The sequence below is a fragment of the Aquirufa salirivi genome (genome assembly GCF_045310485.1).
Taxonomy (GTDB): Bacteria; Bacteroidota; Bacteroidia; order Cytophagales; family Spirosomataceae; genus Aquirufa; species Aquirufa salirivi.
In genome coordinates this window covers 66,932-87,592 of sequence record NZ_JBEWZH010000007.1, presented here as the reverse complement: position 1 = coordinate 87,592, position 20,661 = coordinate 66,932, and the positions used below count along the sequence as shown (strand labels likewise).

The 20,661-nt window shown below is 40.3% G+C and carries 22 protein-coding genes; 9 read left to right on the top strand and 13 right to left on the bottom strand.

All coding sequences use genetic code 11. The features are described 5' to 3' along the window. Positions 1–221 precede the first annotated feature (221 nt). Positions 222–635, bottom strand: coding sequence for a hypothetical protein (locus U0R11_RS10505; RefSeq protein ID WP_406751643.1), 414 nt, complete (start codon positions 633–635; stop codon positions 222–224). A gap of 783 nt (positions 636–1,418) precedes the next feature. Here U0R11_RS10505 and glmM point away from each other — a divergent pair. Both glmM and U0R11_RS10495 read left to right on the top strand, forming a co-directional pair. Beyond that, positions 1,419–2,807 carry a phosphoglucosamine mutase gene (gene glmM, locus U0R11_RS10500; protein WP_406751642.1) on the top strand — a complete coding sequence of 463 codons (1,389 nt, stop codon included), beginning with the start codon at positions 1,419–1,421 and terminating at the stop codon, positions 2,805–2,807. Between the two features lie 5 nt (positions 2,808–2,812). Beyond that, positions 2,813–3,964, top strand: a complete 1,152-nt coding sequence (locus tag U0R11_RS10495) for a cysteine desulfurase family protein (RefSeq protein WP_406751641.1) — start codon at positions 2,813–2,815, stop codon at positions 3,962–3,964. Here the strand turns inward: U0R11_RS10495 and proS are convergent. After that, the gene (gene proS, locus U0R11_RS10490; RefSeq protein ID WP_406751640.1) at positions 3,961–5,433 is read right to left on the bottom strand and encodes a proline--tRNA ligase; all 1,473 of its coding nucleotides are present in this window, start codon (positions 5,431–5,433) and stop codon (positions 3,961–3,963) included. The two genes, U0R11_RS10495 and proS, sit on opposite strands and share 4 nt — an antisense overlap. A gap of 132 nt (positions 5,434–5,565) precedes the next feature. On the opposite strand from proS, the gene U0R11_RS10485 reads away from it, so the two are divergent. Beyond that, on the top strand, positions 5,566–6,588 hold the full coding sequence (locus U0R11_RS10485; RefSeq protein ID WP_406751639.1) for a hypothetical protein: 1,023 nt from the start codon (positions 5,566–5,568) through the stop codon (positions 6,586–6,588). Then, on the top strand, positions 6,527–8,155 hold the full coding sequence (locus U0R11_RS10480) for a hypothetical protein (protein ID WP_406751638.1): 1,629 nt from the start codon (positions 6,527–6,529) through the stop codon (positions 8,153–8,155). Before U0R11_RS10485 ends, U0R11_RS10480 begins: the two co-directional genes overlap by 62 nt. Here the strand turns inward: U0R11_RS10480 and U0R11_RS10475 are convergent, their stop codons facing one another. From U0R11_RS10475 to U0R11_RS10465, 3 genes are read right to left on the bottom strand one after another with little or no spacing between them, the layout of a single operon-like run. Beyond that, positions 8,156–8,677 carry a shikimate kinase gene (locus tag U0R11_RS10475; protein WP_406751637.1) on the bottom strand — a complete coding sequence of 174 codons (522 nt, stop codon included), beginning with the start codon at positions 8,675–8,677 and terminating at the stop codon, positions 8,156–8,158. Between the two features lie 2 nt (positions 8,678–8,679). Beyond that, entirely contained in the window at positions 8,680–9,789 is a 1,110-nt protein-coding gene (locus U0R11_RS10470; protein ID WP_406751636.1) for a BT_3928 family protein, read from the bottom strand. 12 nt (positions 9,790–9,801) lie between these two features. Next, the gene (locus U0R11_RS10465; RefSeq protein ID WP_166375705.1) at positions 9,802–10,380 is read right to left on the bottom strand and encodes a DUF1599 domain-containing protein; all 579 of its coding nucleotides are present in this window, start codon (positions 10,378–10,380) and stop codon (positions 9,802–9,804) included. Between the two features lie 150 nt (positions 10,381–10,530). Between U0R11_RS10465 and folP the strand changes: the two genes are divergently transcribed. Together folP and U0R11_RS10455 are read left to right on the top strand one after the other, a co-directional pair. After that, positions 10,531–11,325, top strand: a complete 795-nt coding sequence (gene folP / locus U0R11_RS10460) for a dihydropteroate synthase (RefSeq protein WP_406751635.1) — start codon at positions 10,531–10,533, stop codon at positions 11,323–11,325. Then, on the top strand, positions 11,303–12,118 hold the full coding sequence (locus tag U0R11_RS10455) for an aminotransferase class IV (RefSeq protein WP_406751634.1): 816 nt from the start codon (positions 11,303–11,305) through the stop codon (positions 12,116–12,118). The genes folP and U0R11_RS10455 overlap by 23 nt, the downstream gene beginning before the upstream one ends. On the opposite strand, the gene mog is transcribed toward U0R11_RS10455, so the two are convergent. Genes mog through aroQ form a run of 8 tightly spaced genes read right to left on the bottom strand, consistent with a single transcriptional unit; the run spans position 12,115 to position 17,831 of the window. Continuing rightward, a complete protein-coding gene (mog, locus tag U0R11_RS10450) occupies positions 12,115–12,642 on the bottom strand; it encodes a molybdopterin adenylyltransferase (protein ID WP_269010587.1) in 528 nt (175 codons plus the stop codon). The genes U0R11_RS10455 and mog overlap by 4 nt on opposite strands. Continuing rightward, positions 12,639–13,436 (bottom strand): tRNA threonylcarbamoyladenosine dehydratase, encoded by a 798-nt coding sequence (locus U0R11_RS10445; protein WP_406751633.1) that lies wholly within the window; start codon positions 13,434–13,436, stop codon positions 12,639–12,641. Before U0R11_RS10445 ends, mog begins: the two co-directional genes overlap by 4 nt. A gap of 2 nt (positions 13,437–13,438) precedes the next feature. After that, a complete protein-coding gene (locus U0R11_RS10440; RefSeq protein ID WP_406751632.1) occupies positions 13,439–14,404 on the bottom strand; it encodes a glycosyltransferase family 2 protein in 966 nt (321 codons plus the stop codon). Between the two features lie 32 nt (positions 14,405–14,436). Beyond that, complete coding sequence (locus U0R11_RS10435) at positions 14,437–15,153, bottom strand: tRNA1(Val) (adenine(37)-N6)-methyltransferase (RefSeq protein WP_406751631.1); 717 nt, start codon at positions 15,151–15,153, stop codon at positions 14,437–14,439. After that, positions 15,140–15,766, bottom strand: coding sequence for a ribonuclease H1 domain-containing protein (locus U0R11_RS10430; protein WP_406751630.1), 627 nt, complete (start codon positions 15,764–15,766; stop codon positions 15,140–15,142). Before U0R11_RS10430 ends, U0R11_RS10435 begins: the two co-directional genes overlap by 14 nt. Positions 15,767–15,768: 2 nt before the next feature. Continuing rightward, positions 15,769–16,338 carry a MarC family protein gene (locus tag U0R11_RS10425; protein WP_166375713.1) on the bottom strand — a complete coding sequence of 190 codons (570 nt, stop codon included), beginning with the start codon at positions 16,336–16,338 and terminating at the stop codon, positions 15,769–15,771. Between the two features lies 1 nt (position 16,339). Next, the gene (locus tag U0R11_RS10420; RefSeq protein WP_406751629.1) at positions 16,340–17,404 is read right to left on the bottom strand and encodes an aminotransferase class V-fold PLP-dependent enzyme; all 1,065 of its coding nucleotides are present in this window, start codon (positions 17,402–17,404) and stop codon (positions 16,340–16,342) included. A gap of 1 nt (position 17,405) precedes the next feature. Then, a complete protein-coding gene (gene aroQ / locus U0R11_RS10415; RefSeq protein WP_166375715.1) occupies positions 17,406–17,831 on the bottom strand; it encodes a type II 3-dehydroquinate dehydratase in 426 nt (141 codons plus the stop codon). 101 nt (positions 17,832–17,932) lie between these two features. On the opposite strand from aroQ, the gene xerD reads away from it, so the two are divergent. The 3 genes from xerD (at position 17,933) to U0R11_RS10400 (ending at position 20,634) form a co-directional block, all read left to right on the top strand. After that, entirely contained in the window at positions 17,933–18,841 is a 909-nt protein-coding gene (gene xerD / locus U0R11_RS10410) for a site-specific tyrosine recombinase XerD (protein WP_406751628.1), read from the top strand. A 199-nt stretch (positions 18,842–19,040) separates the two neighbouring features. After that, on the top strand, positions 19,041–19,370 hold the full coding sequence (locus tag U0R11_RS10405) for a helix-turn-helix domain-containing protein (RefSeq protein ID WP_406751627.1): 330 nt from the start codon (positions 19,041–19,043) through the stop codon (positions 19,368–19,370). Then, positions 19,357–20,634, top strand: a complete 1,278-nt coding sequence (locus tag U0R11_RS10400; protein ID WP_406751626.1) for a type II toxin-antitoxin system HipA family toxin — start codon at positions 19,357–19,359, stop codon at positions 20,632–20,634. The genes U0R11_RS10405 and U0R11_RS10400 overlap by 14 nt, the downstream gene beginning before the upstream one ends. Positions 20,635–20,661 lie beyond the last annotated feature (27 nt).

Below are 20,661 nucleotides of genomic sequence, written 5' to 3'. Positions count from 1 at the left end.
GTCAAATTTTCAAAATTTGACAAAGCTATTTGACAAAGCTATTTGACAAAGCTATTTGACAAAGCTAAACTGTTTGAAAGATAAGCAAAAAGCGGATTTCGAGGCATAACCGTTTGCTTTTGTACAAATGAGTCATTGAGCCTCGATAAACCGCTTTTTAGCTAATTCGATGTTATAGGTAAGTTTATATTGGACTGCAATAAAAATCTAATAAATTTTATTTATTGTGGAGGGAAAACAGAGCTTACTAGGTTCGCTGCATCGTTTAATGTTCCCAATGTAATTTGAACGGTAGTACCACTAATAGCAGAAATAGGTGTGCTCTTGCCGTCAAATGGTGTAACGATTAAATTTTCAATACCTTGACATAACGGCCCTCCCTGAGGTGAGGAACTTGCACTTTGCCATAATCCATTGTATATCATACCAGAGGTTCCTGCTGGAGGAACATTATAGGATGTTGAAACCCCTTCAATTACGGTAACTAAAGTACCGCTTAAAATTGGCCAGCCAATAGCATTGGGATTATCAATGGTCGGAATTGGATTCGTTAATGGTCCAGTTTGAACATGTAGAACATAGGTATTTCCTGTTTTAGAAGAAATAAATGTGTATTTTGCTTTTGAATTTGGCATTTTAAATAGATTAGATTCCTTACTCATTAGGCTTTTCGGTTTCCGCCCCTCATTGAATTGACTGAATGAGATCAGTCCGTTTTTATTGTGGTTTCTGCTCCACTCGTTTTTATTTCTGTCACCTTGGGTGGTCAACCCTTTTTTGACCTTTTCAGTTAAACTTTGTCATTTTGATTGCAGATTTTCCATGGACAGGTTTTTTGCATACATGTTTTTTGTAATACATCGACATTTATTGCCGCAAATCGGTTTGTCCCAGACATAAATCCTTCGCCAATCTACTTTTTCTATACCATTCCACCCATCTAGTAATCAGATTGTTACGTTTTCTTTTGTGAAGAAAAATTCAAATTCAGAAATTTCTAGGTAAAATCGCCCTACTAGGTAGGATATAAGGGCTTTGTTCTGAATTTTAAATGAGGATTTTGCTTGTAAACAAAAGTTTAAATTCTCATAAAGTAATAGCCTTGTCAAATTTTCAAAATTTGACAAGGCTATTAATGGGTACAAGGGTAGGGTAGTCATGAGCATTTCAACTTGCCCTTGGTCCACATTTTTGAAGACTAAAACAGCTCCGTTTTTATTTTGACGAAGAAAAAAAATCTCCCAAATGCCTTCCTCTTTCCATTGGGCAATCTAAGCTTGCTCGTGCTGTATAATCTTTTGAAAATTGGTAGGGAGCTATTACGAACTAAAAATAATTTATAATCAATAATTCCTTCCAATTTCTTGTCGCAAATTCGTAAATTTACCTTTCGTTCCCACCTTTAAAACATTAGCATTTTGGCCTTAATCAAATCAATCTCTGGAATTCGTGGTACTATTGGAGGAAAGCCCGGTGAAGGCTTAAGTCCAATCGATGTGGTAACTTTTGCGGCGGCTTATGGTACTTGGCTTCGTCGTAACAACCATCCATCCAATTCCATTGTATTAGGTCGTGATGCGCGGATATCAGGTGAAATGGTTTCTTCTTTAGTGGCTAATACGCTGATTGGTTTGGGTTGGAATGTGCTCGACATAGGTTTGTCGACGACACCTACCGTAGAATTAGCCGTCCCTTGGACAAAGGCTGCCGGTGGTATCATCATCACTGCTAGTCATAATCCTGCTCAGTGGAATGCGCTTAAACTCCTGAATTCAGATGGGGAATTCATCTCAGATGCCGATGGTAAGGCTTTATTGCAAATTGCAGAACAGCAAGATTTTCAGTTTTCAGAGGTGTTTCAATTGGGGAAAATTACCCAAGATGATACTTTCTTAGACCAACATATTCAACATGTTCTTGACCTTCCTTGGGTAGATGTTAATGCCATTGTTTCCTCCAAATTCCGTATCCTAGTTGATGCTGTCAATTCCACAGGTGGTATTGTCGTGCCTCATTTATTGAAAGCACTTGGTGCCGCTCATGTGGATGTGATCTTCGGTGAACCTACCGGCCATTTTGCGCATAATCCAGAACCGCTTCCTGAAAACCTGACGGACATGATTGCCAAAATGAAATCAGGTAATTATGACCTGGGCATCGTCGTGGATCCTGATGTAGATCGACTTTGCTTCATCAATGAAGACGGTAGTCCTTTTGGTGAAGAATATACCTTGGTGGCTGTAGCCGATTATGTTTTGTCCAAACAAATTGGAAATACTGTTTCTAACCTGTCGTCTACACGAGCTTTACGTGATGTGACCGAGTCCAAAGGTGGACATTATTTTGCAGCGGCTGTTGGTGAAGTGAATGTGGTCAACCAAATGAAGGCTCAAAAGGCCATCATTGGGGGAGAGGGGAATGGGGGAGTTATCTTTCCAGAATCACATTATGGACGTGATGCCTTAGTGGGTATCGGTTTGTTTTTAACGCATTTGGCTAATTCAGGTAAGAAGATTTCCGAACTAAGAGCCTCGTATCCTGCCTATGTCATATCCAAGAATAAAATGGAACTTTCGGCTAATCTGAACGTGGATTTAATCCTAGATTCCATTGCCAAAGCCTATCAAGAATACAATGTCAACACGATTGATGGAGTCAAAATTGACTTTCCAGATGGATGGGTGCATTTGCGCAAATCCAATACGGAACCTATCATTCGCATCTATGCTGAAGCTTCTACGGAAGAACAAGCCAACACTTTTGCTCAACAAATTATGAATGCGATTGAAAAAATCGCACAGTCTTAAAATTTATGTCAAATTCTGTCACGCCCATCTATTTGGACAATGCAGCTACTACGCCCATTGATCCCTTAGTTTGGCAAGAAATGCAGCCGTATTTTGAAAATTTCACGGCTAACCCCTCGTCGATTCACTCCCATGGCCGACAAGCCAAAGTGGCGGTGGAGCGAGCACGCAAGTCCATTGCCACCTTATTGAATGCTTCTCCCTCGGAGATTTTCTTTACCTCGGGAGGCACAGAGGCGGATAATACCGTGATTCAATCCGCTGTTTTATATGGCGGTGTAAAGACCATCATCACGTCGCCTTTGGAGCATCATGCTGTTTTACATACGGCTGAGGCTTGGTTGAAACTAGGTTTGGCGGATCTCAAATTAGTTCAGTTGCTCCCTGATGGCAGCATTGATTTAGCCGATTTAGAGCGTATTTTGCAAGAGAATCCACACGCATTAGTGAGTTTAATGCATGGGAATAACGAGATAGGTAATTTATTGGATTTGAATGCCGTAGGTGCTCTTTGTGAGCAATACGGAGCTGTTTTTCATTCGGATACGGTTCAAACCATGGGGCATTATCGTCATGATATGTCGCAACTACCCGTACATTTTATCGTAGGAGCGGCACATAAATTTCATGGTCCTAAAGGCATCGGATTTTTGTATGCCAAAGCTGGGGCAAAATTTCATCCCTTATTACATGGTGGCGCGCAAGAACGTAACCAACGTGGAGGAACAGAGAATGTCTATGGCGCAATCGGCCTAGCTAAAGCATTGTTCATGGCTTATGAAGAAATGGATGCGCATGAGGCTTACATCAAAGGCTTGAAATCCTACTTCATCGAGGGATTGAAAAATGCTTTCCCAAATGTGGAATTCAATGGAAAATCAGGTGATGTAGAGAATAGTTTGTACACTGTCCTCAATGTACGTTTCCCACAGGTGGTAGATGGTGATATGCTCTTATTTCAATTGGATATTGAGAAAATTTCAGCTTCGGGCGGTAGTGCTTGTTCGAGTGGTACTTCGGTAGGCTCTCACGTCCTTTCAGCCCTGAACCCGAACGCGACTGGTGCAGCTGTTCGTTTTTCTTTCTCAAAAAACAATACCCAATCGGAGATCGATCGGGTATTGGAAGTATTAAAGAAATTGATTCCCGCCTCTTAGTAGGCGCGGGCAAAAATAACACGTTGTTTCGATGGGTTTCCAGTAAGGATGCATTTTCCTGCTTCTTCCTGGGAATCTAAAGGAATACAACGAATGGTGGCTTTGGTCAATTCCTTGATCTTTTCTTCGGTTTCAGGACTTCCATCCCAATGTGCCGACAAAAATCCACCTTCTTCGATCTTTACTAGGAATTCATCCCAAGTATTCACTTCAAAAGTATTGGCAGTTCTGAAATCCAAGGCTTTTTGGAAGATGCTGATTTGAATATTTTCCAAAGTATCTACAATCACTTGCTCAATGCCTTCAAAGGGCAAACTGGATTTTACACGAGTATCACGACGAGCCAATTCGATGGTTCCGTTTTCGATATCGCGGTTACCAATTGCTAAGCGAATAGGTACACCCTTTAATTCATATTCAGCAAACTTAAAGCCTGGGCTTTGCTTTTCTGATATATCAAATTTCACAGATATGCCTCTTTTTTTCAAAGCGGACACTAATGGATCAATTTTAGATTTGATGTTATTCAATTGTTCGTCTCCTTTGTAAATCGGCACAATCACCACTTGGATAGGAGCTAATTTTGGAGGCAATACCAAACCTTGGTCATCTGAATGCGCCATGATCAATGCACCCATCAAACGAGTAGAAACACCCCAAGAGGTTCCCCACACAAATTCTTGTTGGTTGGCTTTATTCAAAAATTTCACATCAAAGGCTTTGGCAAAGTTTTGTCCCAAAAAGTGGGAAGTACCCGCCTGCAATGCCTTTCCATCCTGCATCATAGCTTCAATACAATAGGTATCTTCGGCACCCGCAAAACGTTCATTGGCAGTTTTACGTCCTTTGATCACGGGCATAGCCATGAATGTTTCCGCAAATTCGGAATAGATGTTCAACATCTGTTCTGTTTCTTCTACCGCTTCTTCTTTGGTTGCATGGGCTGTATGACCTTCTTGCCAAAGGAATTCCGCTGTTCTCAAGAATAAACGGGTACGCATTTCCCAGCGCATCACGTTCGCCCATTGATTCAATAAAATAGGCAAGTCGCGGTAAGATTGCACCCAGTTTTTATAGGTAGACCAAATGACGGTTTCGGAAGTTGGACGAATGATTAATTCTTCTTCCAATTTAGCTTCTGGATCCACGATAACCCCGTGGCCGTTCGGGTCATTTTTTAGTCGGTAATGGGTCACTACAGCACATTCTTTGGCAAAGCCTTCTACGTGTGAAGCTTCTTTAGAAAGGAATGATTTGGGGATTAAAAGGGGGAAATAAGCGTTTACGTGCCCAGTTTCTTTGAACATGTCATCCAAAGCTCTTTGCATTTTTTCCCAAATAGAATAGCCATACGGTTTGATGATCATACAGCCACGAACCGCTGAATTTTCAGCAAGGTCCGCGCGCTTCACCAATTCGTTATACCATTCAGAATAATTTTCAGCTCTGCTGGGTAAGGATTTACTCATAAAAATAGCTTGTCGCGTAATTAATTAGATATTAATTCGTTTTATTTGTGTTACTATTTACACTCAACGAACGATTAACGACAAAGATACGTTATTGTCCTTAGTTAAGCTTATACTTTTATCTCTAAGACCATGAAAAATCAACTTATTATCTTGTCTTTTCTGGGTATCGCAGCTTTATTTCAAGGCTGTGTGACCATTCAGGTCATTCCATCAGGAGAAGTTGCCAAGAAGCAATTTGCTTCAGATGATTTGTATGATGTGCCCCAGCGTGCCCTGGCTTCGACTAAAAAAGTAAAATCAGATTATTTGAATTTTGATGATAATTCCATCGTGATTGAAGAAGAGGAGGGGATAGCTGAGCAATCGACTTATTTGAATTCTAGAAGTGTCTACAATTACAATAACAGTGTGAATCCTAAAACGTATAACCAAGCGTATAACAGTGATGATAATGCAGGTTTCAACACCGCTTCTTCTTGGAATAATTGGTATGTTAATCCGATGATTAGATATGGATATGGATTCGGTTCTCGTTGGTATTCGCCATTGAGTTCATACAACATGATGATCAATCCTTATTATTCCCCTTATGGCATGATGAACGATCCATTCTATTTTGGAACCTCATATTTTGGCTTGGGTACGGCATATGGATTTAATAACTATCGTTTCTACAATCCTTTTTACAACCCATGGTCTTCCTATAATCCATACAGTAATTTTGGTGGGGTAGTGGTTAATAATTACAACTATTATAATTCCTTGGGGTCCAATGGATATAATTACAATAATACGACAGTAGATCCCCCTCGTAAAGTCAATTATGGACCAAGAGATGCAGCTTCATCTAACAGGGCTACTTATGGGGATTCATTCTCCAACACGCCTAGAAGTGGTAATAACTATTACAATAATCAAGGTTCTAACCAGCCAAGTACCTATTCTAACCGTTCGGTGGGTACACAAAATAGTGAGCGTTCGGCTGCGCCAAGAAGAAATAGCAATGTAGAATACCGTTATGCGGAACCATCACCATCCCGTCAGACAGAAACGTTCTCTAGACCTTCTTCTAACTCAGGAGGAGGATCTTATGGTGGGGGCGGAAGTAGCGGCAGCGGAGGCGGTGGTGGAAGTTCACGTGGACCTAGGTAATTTTGAACATATGAAAAAGTATTTTTTAACAATCGCCTTAGGATTGTGTTTACCAAGCTTTGTGTTCGGTCAAATATACACCTATGCGAATTTGGCCAAATATTTCTCTACTAGTTATGCCATGGGAACTGCCCGTATGCAGGCTTTGGGAGGCAATTATAGTGTTCTTGGAGCAGATATTAGTTCCATCGCTGCTAATCCAGCAGGGTTGGGATTTTACAATCGTTCGGAGTTGCATTTGAGTATGGCACAACAAAATTCTTCCACGAGTTCCAATTACCTTGGGAGTTCAGCCAAACAAACAGATGCATTATTTCATTTACCAAGTTTAGGATTAGTATTAGCGGGAGATCCAAGTACCTACAATAAATGGCATGGGGCCTTTGGTATCAGTTTCACCAGACATGTGGTATTTAGCCAACCAGTGTATCTAACTGGTACCAATAACCGAAGTTCCTTATTAGATTCCTTCATTGAGAAGGCAAACGATAAAAATGCAACTGGAGCTAGTTTAGACGATGAATATAGTCCGGCTAGCAATTATGCGGATAGTCCAGAAGCAGCCGCTTATCAAGCTTATTTGATTGACCCTAATGCTAGCTCAGGTGGTGTTCCATTCACGCGCTATGAGCCTAATTTGCCAACATCCCAAGTAGGGGAGGTTGTGAATTCAGGGGCTTTGAGTAGCTGGAATTTTAGCTATGGAGCGTCCTATATGGACAAATTATACATTGGTGCAGGCTTGCAATTTTCTAAGATTACTTCTACTACTACGAGTAATTGGTCAGAAGAATACGTTGGAGGACGCTATGTAGCTGCTATGAATTACCGAGAAAATTTAGTGACCAATGGTTCAGGAATATCTTTATCTCTAGGTATGATTTATAAGTGGAGTCAGAATTTGAGAGTTGCTTTTAATTTCCAAAGTCCAGCATATTTTGATCAAATGAGTGAGCGCTACGATGCACGCATTAGTCCTACTGTCAATGGTATCCCTTCTTACGATGCAAACGGAGTACCTATTATTATAACGAATATTCGACCCGTATACGTTACCCCGAATGAGTTTACGTATCAAATGACTAGTCCTATGACCTTATCGGGTGGATTAGCTTATTTCTTTGGGAAAAGAGGTTTTTTGAGTATGGATTTAGCTTATGTGAATTATCCTGGGATGCGCGTATCTTCAAGTGAATTGTCGTCATTGGCCGACCAACAATTTCAAGATAAGCACAATGGTCAAATCAAACGAAATTTCGATTCAGCTTTAAACATTAAGATTGGAACAGAGATTCGTGTAACAACGAATTGGAATGTGCGAGCAGGAGTGGCCCAGTTTGGAGGCGGATATGCCAGTACTTACGATACGATTGACCGCAATAGCCTACAAATCTCAGGAGGAATTGGTTACCGAGCTTCTTCTTTTTATATTGATTTAACAGCTGTTCAACGTACATCGAAAGATGGATTTACACCATACAGCCTAAAAAATGCGGCAGATTATTCTTCCGCCATGTTGACTAAAAATAACCTGCAGTTCGTATTAGGAGCGGGGATTTTATTCTAATTATTGAACAGGAACATAAGATTCAATCAACCACAATAATTGGTTGACACTGATTTCTCCATCCACTTGTATGTCAGCCTGCTTATAAAAAGGAAGTCTTTCTTCAAAAGTTTTTTTGATCGTTGCTATAACTGCTTCCTCGCTTTGGCTTTTATCCAATAGTGGACGATTATTTCCTTGTGCCTTGTACAATCTTTTGGCTAAGTCCTCCAATTCCACATTCAAGAATATGCTGATTCCATTCTTTTTCATGTAGTCCATGTTATCAAAGAAGCAAGGAACACCACCACCTGTGGCGATGACCATGGATTGATCTGGCTGGAAACCATGTAAAGTTTTACGTTCTAATTCACGAAAATGAGCTTCACCTTGGTTCGAAAAAATTTCTGAAATAGTTTTTTGTTCCCTTGTTTCAATCAGCTTGTCCATATCCGTAAAACTAAATCCTAAGTTTTTAGCTAATTCTTTCCCAAGAGTACTTTTACCCGAGGAGGGCATACCTATTAAATAAATATTTTTCATTCTTAATCGTTTGTTAATAAACTTTGGTCTATGTCTTCGATACTAGGCAGGTGGTAGGCAGACCATTTACCACGTACAGTTCCTTGGTTGAGCAACCAAAGTCCTGGGCTAGAACGAATGATGGTTTTTAATACTTTGGTATCCACGGACATGGCCGGGAAGTTCAATTGATACTCATGTCGGATGGTATTAACCTCTTCATCAGAGGAGGCACTCAATAACCACACAGCAATTCCTTTTTTACTGGCTTCATTCGCCAATACTGCAATTTCTTTTAAAGCGTCCAAATGTGAATGCTGCACATTGGGAATGATGACCATGAGTTTCTTTCCTTTGAAACTCTCTACGGTATAGTCGACGGTATCGTTATCTACCCAGATCCGATAATCGGTAATCAAGGGTCTTGCTTCTTTTTCATTCAAGGCTTGCATAGAAACAAAAACAGCCAATGTATCCGTAGGCATTTCAGTTAATGTCTCCTCTTTGCCCTTGATTTTGTAGACATAAGAAAAGCGCATGGCTTCTCTCGACTTCATGTTTTGCGGAATATGATCTCCAATGGCATAAGGAAGGCCATCGTGAATTGGCAAGTAGAAATAGCAGTAAACGCCTAAAGAAATACTAAAGATAGCACTGATGAGGACTGGACCAAGGTTCTTATTGAATGACTTTATTTTGTCCGTAAATAATAGACTAAGTGCCAAAACGAACAGGAATACATCTTTGAAGAAAGAGGTCCAAGGCGTCAATTTAATAGTCTCTCCGAAACAACCGCAATCCGTTACTTTGTTAAAATAAGCTGAGTAAAATGTCAGGAAACCAAAGAATCCCAATAGGCCTAAAAAGGTCCAAAGCACTTGTTTCGTTCGGTAATTTACCCACAGAGCAATGCCCAATACAATTTCCATGCTACTTAAGAGAATGGAAAGGGGTAATGCAAAAGGAATCCAGAATTTCCAGAAACCTTCCATGGCGGGGAAATCTTGGGAGAAAACATCAAAATACTCTTCTAATTTCAATTGGGTACCTATCGGGTCATTGAGTTTGATAAGACCTGAAAAGAGGAAGATAAATACCAATAAAAAAGTAGCGATTCGACTGTATTGCCGCATGTTATTGGTGGATTATTGTTGTTGGATTTGCATTTGCTCCTCCTTAATTTTGATCAAACAAAAGACAGCATAATTTAGCATATCTTGGTAATTCGCTTCTACACCTTCTGAAACCAAGGTTATACCCAGGTTGTTTTCAATTTGTTTGGTGCGGAAAATCTTCATTAAAATCAGGTCTGTCATGCTACTAACTCGCATGTCGCGCCATGCCTCTCCATAATCGTGGTTTTTATTGCGTAAAAGCTCTAAGGTACTTTCTACTTGAAGATCGTAAAATCGACTTAATTCTTCTGCTGAAAACTCCATTTGTTCTGAGGTTTCGAGCGACTTTTGAATCATGGCAATGATGCAATAGTTAATGATTCCAATGAATTCACCCTCAATACCATCTTGGATTTTTTGCTCTCCTTTTTCTTGAATGCTGCGTATACGCTGCGCTTTAATAAAAATTTGATCTGTTAAACTGGGCAATCGTAAAATTCTCCAAGAAGTACCGTAATCTTTGTTTTTTTTATCAAACAAGGCTTTGCAGTGTGAAATTACTTGTCGATATTCGATTTCAGTTTGGGAAGGCGCATTGTCCCTGTTCATAGGAGAGGATTAGTTTACAAATCTCTTTTTTTTCAGACTACAAAAATATTTAAATTATCCTAAATTTCAGCTCATTTGGAAGCTCTTTTTCCATCTTTTCAAACAATTCGATATAAGTCGGGTTTGATTGATCTTCAGATACCCCAAATCATGGGTATATTGAATGCTACGCCTGATTCATTTTTTTCTGCAAGTAGGGTGAGTGTCATCGACGATTGCTTGGCATTAGCTTCCCAAATGATCGAGGAGGGTGCCAGTATCTTGGATATCGGAGGGCATTCCACTCGACCAGATGCTCAAGCGGTTTCTGCTCAGGAGGAGCAAGATCGAGTACTTCCAGTAGTTGAGGCCTTACGTAAAGCATTTCCTAAGATGTGTCTTTCCGTGGATACTTACCGCCTGTCGGTAGCACAAGCCGCCATCCAAGCAGGAGCAGATTGGTTCAATGATGTAGGTGGAGGGCAAATGGATGAGGGAATATTTGAATGGGTCGCCGAAAATCAGGTTCCTTATATTTTAACGCATAGTGTAGGGGCATTTTCTCAAGTTCATCAAGTACCCAACTACCAATATGTGGTGGAAGATGTCTGGCTAGACATGGCAAAAAAAATACAGGCCTTACGTTCCTTGGGTGCCAAGGATGTCGTATTGGACCCTGGTTTTGGTTTTTCTAAATCCTTGGATCAAAACTATCAATTGATGGCTCAGTTACATCAATTTACTCGATTAGGGCTGCCACTTTTAGTGGGTATTTCCCGAAAATCCATGATTCAAAAAGTACTTGGAACAAAAGCAGAAGAGTCTTTGAATGGAACGACGGTTCTGCATACGGTGGCATTGCAACAAGGCGCCCATATCTTGCGAGTGCATGATGTCAATGAAGCTAGACAAGTCATTCAATTAGTGAAGAAATTACAAGAAAATGGTTTACCCAATTTATCATAATCACCACTGGATAGATCCAGATCAGGTATTTGTTGGCATTCAGGATGTCGGTTTTTTACGAGGCTTTGGCATATTTGACTTTTTTAGAGTCATGCATGGCAGACCTATCTTTCTATCCGATCACCTGGACCGCTTTTTGGTATCGGCAGATAAAATGGGGATTTCCCATATCTACAGCAAAGAACAATTAGCGGGTTTAATTCATGAGATTGCTGCGAAGTCGGAAGTAGCATGCTTAGGTATCAAAATGGTGCTAACAGGTGGCGATTCCCTCAACGGTTTTGAGCCTCAAGGAAAAAGTCAATTATTCATCATTCCCAACGAGTTTCAATTCATGGACCCCATCCATGGTATGAAATTAGCGAGTAGAAATTATGTCCGAGAAATGGCGGATATTAAATCCTTGAACTATGCCTATGCCATCCGAAATTGGAATGACATTAAATCCAAAGGTTTTGATGATTTGATTTATTATACCCAAGAATATGGTGTTTCAGAATCCTCCAGAAGCAATTTGTTTTGTGTGAAGGACGGGGTTCTGTATACTCCGACACATCATATTTTGGAAGGTATTACAAGAAAACATGTGATCGATTTGGCCTCCTCTATCATGGAAGTTAAGGTGCAAGACGTGAGTTTAGATGCATTTAAACAGGCCGACGAAGTCTTTACCACGGGAAGTACCAAGCGAGTGGTTCCTATCCTTCAAATCGATGATAGTATCATTGCCGATGGGAAAAGAGGAGAGATCACTGCTCAATTGTACGAGCAATTGATCCAGCACGAAAATTAGGAAGAGGGCGGTCGGAAGGCCTTCATGTTGGCTTCATTGCACACTAAAAATGGGCCACCAATCAAATCAATGCAATAAGGGATTGCAGGAAATACAGCTTCTAGGCATTGACGAATCGCTTTTGGTTTTCCTGGCAAATTGACAATCAAGGATTTTCCTCGAATACCCGCAGTTTGGCGACTCAATATGGCCGTAGGGACGTATTGTAAGCTCACCTGACGCATCAATTCTCCAAAACCGGGCATCATCTTTTGGCATACTGCTTCCGTAGCTTCAGGCGTAACATCACGCAGTGCAGGGCCAGTTCCTCCAGTCGTCACAATCAGGCAAGCCTCTGCTTCATCTGCCATCTGGCACATGCTTTGTTCCAAAAGAGCCTGCTCATCGGGAATCACAGCATAAACTACTTCAAAATCGGAAATCAAGTATTCCTTGAGTAATTCTACTACGGCTTTACCTGGAATATCCTCGTAGATACCTGCACTGGCACGGTCGGAAACATTGATAACCCCTATTTTGATCATTTCTTTTGTTTATTTTTTTGCTCCTTTTTAATGAAGGCCTTCGGCTTTTTTTCCATAGGAATGGGCTCATTCAACAAGTCACGAATCACGACAGAAGCGCAAACACCCCCAAAAGCTGCGGGCAAGTAGGAGATGGTTCCGTATGCCGACTTCTTATAGTTGGACCCATCCGTCAATATAAGCGATTCATCTTTCACTTTTTCTTGGGAATACACGGCTTTAATCCCTCGTGAAACACCCATTTTGCGGATACGTTTTCTTACTAAGGAGGCTAGATAACATTCGCGCGTATCCAATAAGTCTGCTGTTTTGAGTTTAGTAGGATCTAATTTTCCTCCTGCCCCCATGGAACTCACTATGTTCAATCCTAAGTCATAGGCCGTTTTCAACAAGGTCAATTTGGGTGTGACTGAATCGATGCAGTCCATGACGTAATCGTATTTTGTTTTTTCTAGGATGTCCTTGGCCGCTTCAGGACTCAAAAAAGTCTCATGTTCGTGTAAGATTAAATCTGGATTGATGGCCTTTAAGCGCTCAGCCATGATTTTCACTTTAGCGACACCGTGGTTGGTTGCTAAGGCAGGTAATTGTCGATTGCGGTTGGTGGGATCTACCACATCGCCATCTACAATGGTCATGGTTCCTACTCCTGATCGAGCAATAAACTCGGCAGCAAATGAGCCAACTCCTCCCAGTCCTACAATCAATACATGGGCATTTTGTAATTGCTGAATACCTTGTTCTCCAATGAGAAGTTCGGAGCGACTCAGCCAAGAAAGGTCTTTTTTACTCATATTTAGGATATTTCTTCCTTGATTTGATAATCGGTTGTTTTGTCAGAATTGGTCACCATCAGCTCACCAATGAAGCCAGCTAAAAATAACTGGACACCTAATATAATCGCCACCAATGCCAAAAAGAACAAAGGATTATCGGTCACATTACGGTATTTTAAATGCTGGGTGATGTTGTACAGTTTTTCGCCAATGAGCCACATGGTAATAATGCTGCCAGAAAAGAAAGAAAGTATCCCTAAACTACCGAAAAGGTGCATAGGTCTTTTGCCAAAGGTCTGCACAAAGGTGATGGAAAGTAAATCCAAAAATCCATAGAGAAAACGCTCCAAGCCGAATTTGGTTACTCCATACTTTCTAGCTTGGTGCTGCACTACCTTTTCTCCGATCTTAGAAAAACCATTCCATTTAGCCTGAACGGGAATGTAGCGATGCATTTCACCGTATAAGCGAATGGTCTTGATCACTTCTAATTTATACGCTTTAAGGCCACAGTTGAAGTCATGCAAATACACACCCGAGAGTGACCTGGTAGCGGCATTGTATAATTTGGTTGGGATGGTTTTGGACAAAGGATCAAAACGTTTTTGTTTCCAACCTGATACCAAATCAAAGCCATCCGTAGTAATCATTTCATACAAAGCAGGAATTTCGTCAGGAGAATCTTGTAAGTCGGCATCCATCGTAATCACCACAGACCCTTGTGCCTTGGAGAAGCCCTCGTGCAAAGCAGCAGATTTACCGTAATTACGGGCAAAGGAACTAGCTTTAATACTTGGGTATTGAACAGATAAGGATTTTAATACTTCCCAAGATTCATCTCGACTGCCATCGTTGACAAAAATCATTTCATAAGAGAAATGGTTGGCTCTCATGACCCGATCAATCCAAGCACATAGCTCAGGAAGTGATTCAGCCTCATTGTAGAGAGGGACGACGATGGAAATTTGTAGCGTAGAATCTTGCATGTTGACAAAAATACAAAAAGCTTTTTATTATTTTAGGGGAAGATTAAATAGTAGGGTTTTAATAACTCTTGAAAGTCACGGTGGTAGTTGCCCTGTTCATCGCGAATATGAATTTGCTCGACCGAAATTTCCTTTTTTTGTCGGGATCCCAAGAGCATTTGTCGGAGTACATTAGCCCCTGGTTTGGGAATAATATCAGTAATCTGATTGGCAAATAATCCTCTTTTTTCAGCTGAATGTAAGAAAAGACCCATTTCATAGGGAGGATATAAGACGGCAAATTGCCCTGAATCGCATAATTGAGTTTGGATCACTTGCGCTAATTCATCTGGAGATAAGTGATCCGCATGGATGGCCGCTTGTTTGGAGCTATCCGATGCCGCTAAATGATTACTAAAAAAAGGTGGATTACACACAACAAGGTCATATGGATGGCTCGAAGTCCACGTTTTGATATCACCTTGAAACACCTTGATTTGAGCTTTAAATGGACTTTGTTCGGCATTTTGTTGAGCTATTTCTGCTACTTCAGGATGGATTTCTATGGCATCTACTGCTAATTCAGGGGATTTTTGACAAATCATATGCGCCAATAATCCGCATCCTGTACCAATATCCAAGACATGTTGGTAGTTTCTAGTGGGTAGCCAAGCGCCGAAAAGACAGGCTTCCGTACTGATTTTAAGACCTGGATTTCCGTGGGCTAGTTGAAATTGTTTGAACTGAAAAATGGATCTACTTTCTGCCATAATCCGCTGGATTTTCGCCCCAATGCTCTGTTTCCCATTTCAGGATTTGTGTTTGGTAGAAATTACCTTTCAACCAAGCAATGGCCTTATCCACCCGTTGGAATATTTCTTCCGTTGTCGCATTTCTTTCCAAATTGGTTTTAATAGCCTTATTTCTAACCCAAGCAATGGCCGTTCTGGAATCGGAATACAAGGGAAAAGGGCAGTCGATTTTTTTCAAATAAGCCAAGCCATGCACAATGGCCAAAAATTCCCCCATGTTGACTGTCCCAATGGGATAGGGGCCTTGGGCAAAAAGTACCTCTTTGGTTTCGGTATTGACCCCTTGGTATTCCAACACCCCAGGATTACCAGAGCAAGCAGCATCTACCGAGATGCTAGGTACGATGATCGCTTGGGAATGGATGGACTTTTTAACACTGGGCTTTTTAGTCGTATCTATGCTGGCCCAATAGCTCTTTTTGAAGGCTTCTTCTGCTGCGGCACGAAATTCAAAGGATTTATATTGTGCCCCAGGGAAGTTTTTAATTAACTTTTCGACCTTGCCCCAGGAATCAAAAATCCCTGTTTCATGACCCGCCCAAATGACATAGTATTTTTGCTTTTTACTCATGCTTAGAACAATCGAGTCTTAATGATTTTTATTGCAATCGCAATTAGGATAACTCCGAAGACCTTACGTAAAATTTGAGTACCTACGTTTCCTAATTTCTTCTCTATCCAAACGCTGCTGCGTAATACGAGGTAAATGAAAATAAGGTTAATCAGGATACTAATGATGATATTTTCTTCTTCAAATTGTGATTTTAAGGAAATCAGGGTAGTCATGGTACCTGCACCCGCAATGACAGGAAAAGCCAATGGAACGATGGAATGGGTGCCACTTTGAATCTCCTCAGCCTTGAATATATTTCTTCCCAAGGTCATTTCTAAACCAATCAAAAAGATGATCAAAGCTCCTGCCACGGCAAAAGAATTAGTATCTACTCCTAAAAGATGCAAGATGAACTTACCAGCAAAAAAGAATCCAATCATGATGGCGCCAGATACCAAGGTGGCTTGTTCGGCATGAATGTTTCCATTTTTCTTTCTTAGATCGATGATGATGGGAATTGAGCCCAAGATATCGATCACGGAAAAAAGAATGAGGGAGGATGAAATGATTTCTTTAAGGTTGAAGTGCATGTTAAGTTTGTATAAATTGTATGAGCGAGTGTATATCTTCTACAGTATGGCTTGGGAAATTGGCAATTCGGAAGGTATTGTTCTTCCAAGTGCCATATCCTTTGCCTAAATCGATTTGGTGCTGTTCAGCCAACTGAAAAATACGATTGACCTCGGAGGCATTTCCTTTCAAAGCGAGTACTGTGGGTAATCGTAGTGCTTGCTTGTCCACTAAAAATTCAAATTCAAAAGAGGATTGATTTTTCCAGAAATCTTCCCAAATGGCCATTTTTTCCAAGGTTTGTTGGTGTATTTCTTGAATGCTAGGGAGTGTTTGGCTTAAGCGATTTAGTAAATAAATACCCAAAACGTTGGGTGTATAATGTGTTTGGAACAATTTTCTATTTTGCTCCATTAAAATGATACTATTATAATGATCTTTTCTGTTTAATTTTTCGGCTCTTTCTAGGGCTTTGGGTGAACAGATCAATACGCCTAAACCTGCAGGAATGCCCATGCATTTTTGACAAGAAGCCAACCAAACATCGGCTTCTAACCAAGGAAGTTCAATGCCACCCATGGAAGATGTAGCATCCACGGCAATTAGGCAATTGGATGAAAAACCTAATTCCTGTCGATGGATGACCTGTCCTGTTCCGTTGGACGTTTCACTTTGAACCAAGCAAAGTGTGTCCACTTCGGATTTTATTTCATCTGAAATATATGGGGCAAATTCCAACAAAGACTCATTCAATCCAAACTCCAAACTAGATGCATTAGGAATAATTTGCTCCACATAATGAGCCCATTTTTTACCAAAAGCACCATTGTAAAGATGTAGGCTTTTCTTTTCAATCAGGGATTGAGCCACAATTTCCCAGGCCTCTGTGGCCGAAGAAATGAAATAGATGGTGTAGTCAGCTGGGATATCCCACTTTTGGTGCAGGTTTTCAAGGGTTTCTTTTAACAAGCATTCAAAGCGGGCACTGCGGTGGTTGATGCTCACAATTCCCTGCTCGTACGCTTCTTGGATGAAGCCCAAAGTTTGAGGATAGACTTTGGAAGGACCAGGGTAAAAGGACAGCATGTTAAATAAAGGAGTATAGGCCTAAATCATAACTTCTCAATCCAAAACCAATGATACTTCCTTTGCATTTTGGACTTAAGTAAGAGTGTGCACGGAAAGACTCGCGGGCATGCACATTGGAAATATGCACTTCAATCACGGGAGTAGAAATAGCTGAAACAGCATCTGCCAATGCGATGGAAGTATGGGTGTATCCACCTGCATTCAACAAAATACCATCGTAGGAAAAACCTACTTCATGTAATTTGCTGATCATGTCGCCTTCACTATTGGATTGAAAATATTCCAATTCTAATTCTTTTCCGAATTTATCTTTCAGTACTTCTAAGTATTGTTCAAAGGTCTGATGACCGTAAATTTCGGGTTCTCTTGTTCCTAATAGGTTCAAATTGGGGCCATTTAGGATCAATATTTTTTGTCGTACCATATCAATGGGTTTTGCTTACATCTACGGATTTTAAAACGTCCGTCAAGGTTTAAAATTACGTAATTCTTCTAAATTTACATGTTTGTTTCAATAAAAAGCCCATGTGGGAAAAGGAAATCCGTTCGTTTGGAAACTATTTAAAGATAGAGCGAGGCTTGTCGGGCCATTCGCATGAGGCTTACTTGAGGGATGTAACTAAATTGTCCACCTATTTGGCAAGTAGTTTGGGTGATGACCTGCCCATTGCTGAAGTTCAAGAAGCACATTTGTTGGCTTTTTTGAAGGATTTGCATGGATTGGGTATTGAGGCAAGTACGCAGGCGAGGTGCTTGTCAGGCATACGCTCTTTCTTTCATTATCTCCAATTTGAAGGAAACATACATCAAGATCCCACCTTGCACATCAAGAGTCCGCAGCAAGGTCGGAAACTTCCAGATACCCTCTCTTTTGATGAAATCAATCAGATTTTGGAACAAAATGATATGTCGACCCCAGAAGGTGTACGCAATCGGGCCATGTTAGAAATGTTGTATGGAGCTGGTATGCGGGTTTCAGAGTTGACCCATTTGAAACTGACGGATGTATATGAGGATATTGGTTTTTTGAAAGTACGAGGAAAAGGAGATAAGGAAAGATTGGTGCCAGCGGGCAAAGATGCGTTTCGTTATTTGAAAATTTATTTGGAGTCGGTGCGGTCGCAGATTCCTGTCAAAAAGGAAGCTATGAATGTTGTCTTTTTAAATCGACGAGGGGGGGGGCTGAGTCGGGTAATGGTCTTTATTATTTGTAAAGACCTAGCTGCCAAAGCAGGCATTGAAAAGTCCATTAGTCCGCATACTTTCCGACATTCCTTTGCCACTCATTTGATTGAAGGCGGAGCTGATCTTCGTGCTGTGCAAGAAATGCTGGGCCATGAATCCATCTTAACTACGGAGATTTATACTCATTTAGACCGAGCATATTTAAGTCAGATGGTCAGGGATTTTCATCCGCTGAATAAGGGAATGTAGAATGAAGAGAGGGAATGTAAATTATAAATGATGGATGGATTTGTATTGTATTTGCATGTATTCAAATCTGTATTGAGCGATAGAAATAGCTTGTGGAACAAATTATTTTTTTGGGATTCAGCTACTCATTTATAGAATCAGGTATAATGTTAATTATATTTAACAAAATTGTCTATTTTTGTAAAAAATAATTAATGTTATGCCTGCTATAAATCAAATCATATTGCCAAAATTTCAACGAATTTTGGTCGAATTGGGGGAGAATATCAAATTGGCACGATTACGTAGAAGGTTAAGTGCAGCGCAAGTGGCAGAAAGAGCTGGTATTAGTAGGCCAACTTTGGTGTCCATTGAGAAAGGGGTAGAGACAGTGAGCTTAGGTTCTTATTTAATGGTTTTGCAAGTTTTTGGTTTAGAAAAGGATTTTCTACTGATCGCTAAAGATGATATTTTGGGGCAAAAACTGCAGGATGCCAAATTAGTGGTAAGACGAAGAGCACCCAAAAAATGGAATCATGAAATTAGCTAATACAAAAAGAAGCGTATTTGTCTATGCTGATTGGCTTGGTTTGAAAGAACCTAATTTGATGGGTATACTTCATGCTGAACGATTAAGAGGAAAAGAAATATTTTCTTTTGAATACGATAAGAATTGGCTCAAGTCAGAGCATATCCAATTGTTAGATCCTGATTTACAACTATATTCTGGATTACACTATTTGAAGGAAGGAAACAGAGAGAATTTTGGAGTATTTCTAGATTCATCCCCTGATCGTTGGGGAAGGATTTTGATGAGACGTAGAGAAGCAGCATTGGCTCGTTTCGAGAAGAGACAAGAACAGCATTTATATGAACTTGATTATTTGTTGGGTGTATACGATGGACATAGAATGGGAGCTTTGCGCTTTAAATCAGTTCATGGTGAAGCTTTTTTAAATAATAATAAGGAATTGGCTAGTCCCCCGTGGACTTCGATTGGAGAATTAGAGAATATTAGCCTACAGTTGGAAAGTGATGATGCCGTAAATAATCCTGAGTATTTAAAATGGCTTAGCATGTTGATCAACCCAGGTTCTTCCTTGGGAGGAGCAAGACCTAAAGCCAGTATAACGGATAAGAAAGGTCAATTGTGGATAGCCAAATTTCCAAGTATTCAAGATTCATTTAATATAGGTGCGTGGGAAATGCTTACACATGAGTTAGCTGTTGAGTCTGGAATCAATATGGCAGAAGCTAAAGCTCAAAGATTTTCTTCCAAGCATGACACATTTTTAACAAAAAGATTTGATCGAGGACATGGAGGGAGTCGAATACATTTTGCTTCCGCCATGACTCTACTAGGGTATTCAGATGGAGAAAAAGGAGCGAGTTATTTAGATATGGTTGAATTTATTATCAACTATGGAGGAAGGGTAACTGAAGATTTAGAACAATTATTTAGACGAATAACTTTTTCAATTTGCGTTTCAAACGTTGATGATCACCTAAGAAATCATGGTTTTTTATTGACTAGAAACGGTTGGGTCTTGTCTCCAGCCTATGATATCAACCCAATTGAAACAGGAACAGGTTTATCACTGAATATTTCTGAAAATGAAAATTCACTCGATTGGAGTTTACTTATGGAAGTAGGACCTTACTTTAGATTAGAAAGAGAAAAAGTGTCATTGATCATAGAAGAGGTGAAGTTTAAAGTTAAAAAATGGAGAGAAAAAGCAATAAAGTACGGGGTTTCAAATGTTGAACAAGAATTAAAATCAAATGCCTTCCGAATGGCGTATATGTCCATCTGATTGGTTTTCTTAAATGTCCAACAATTG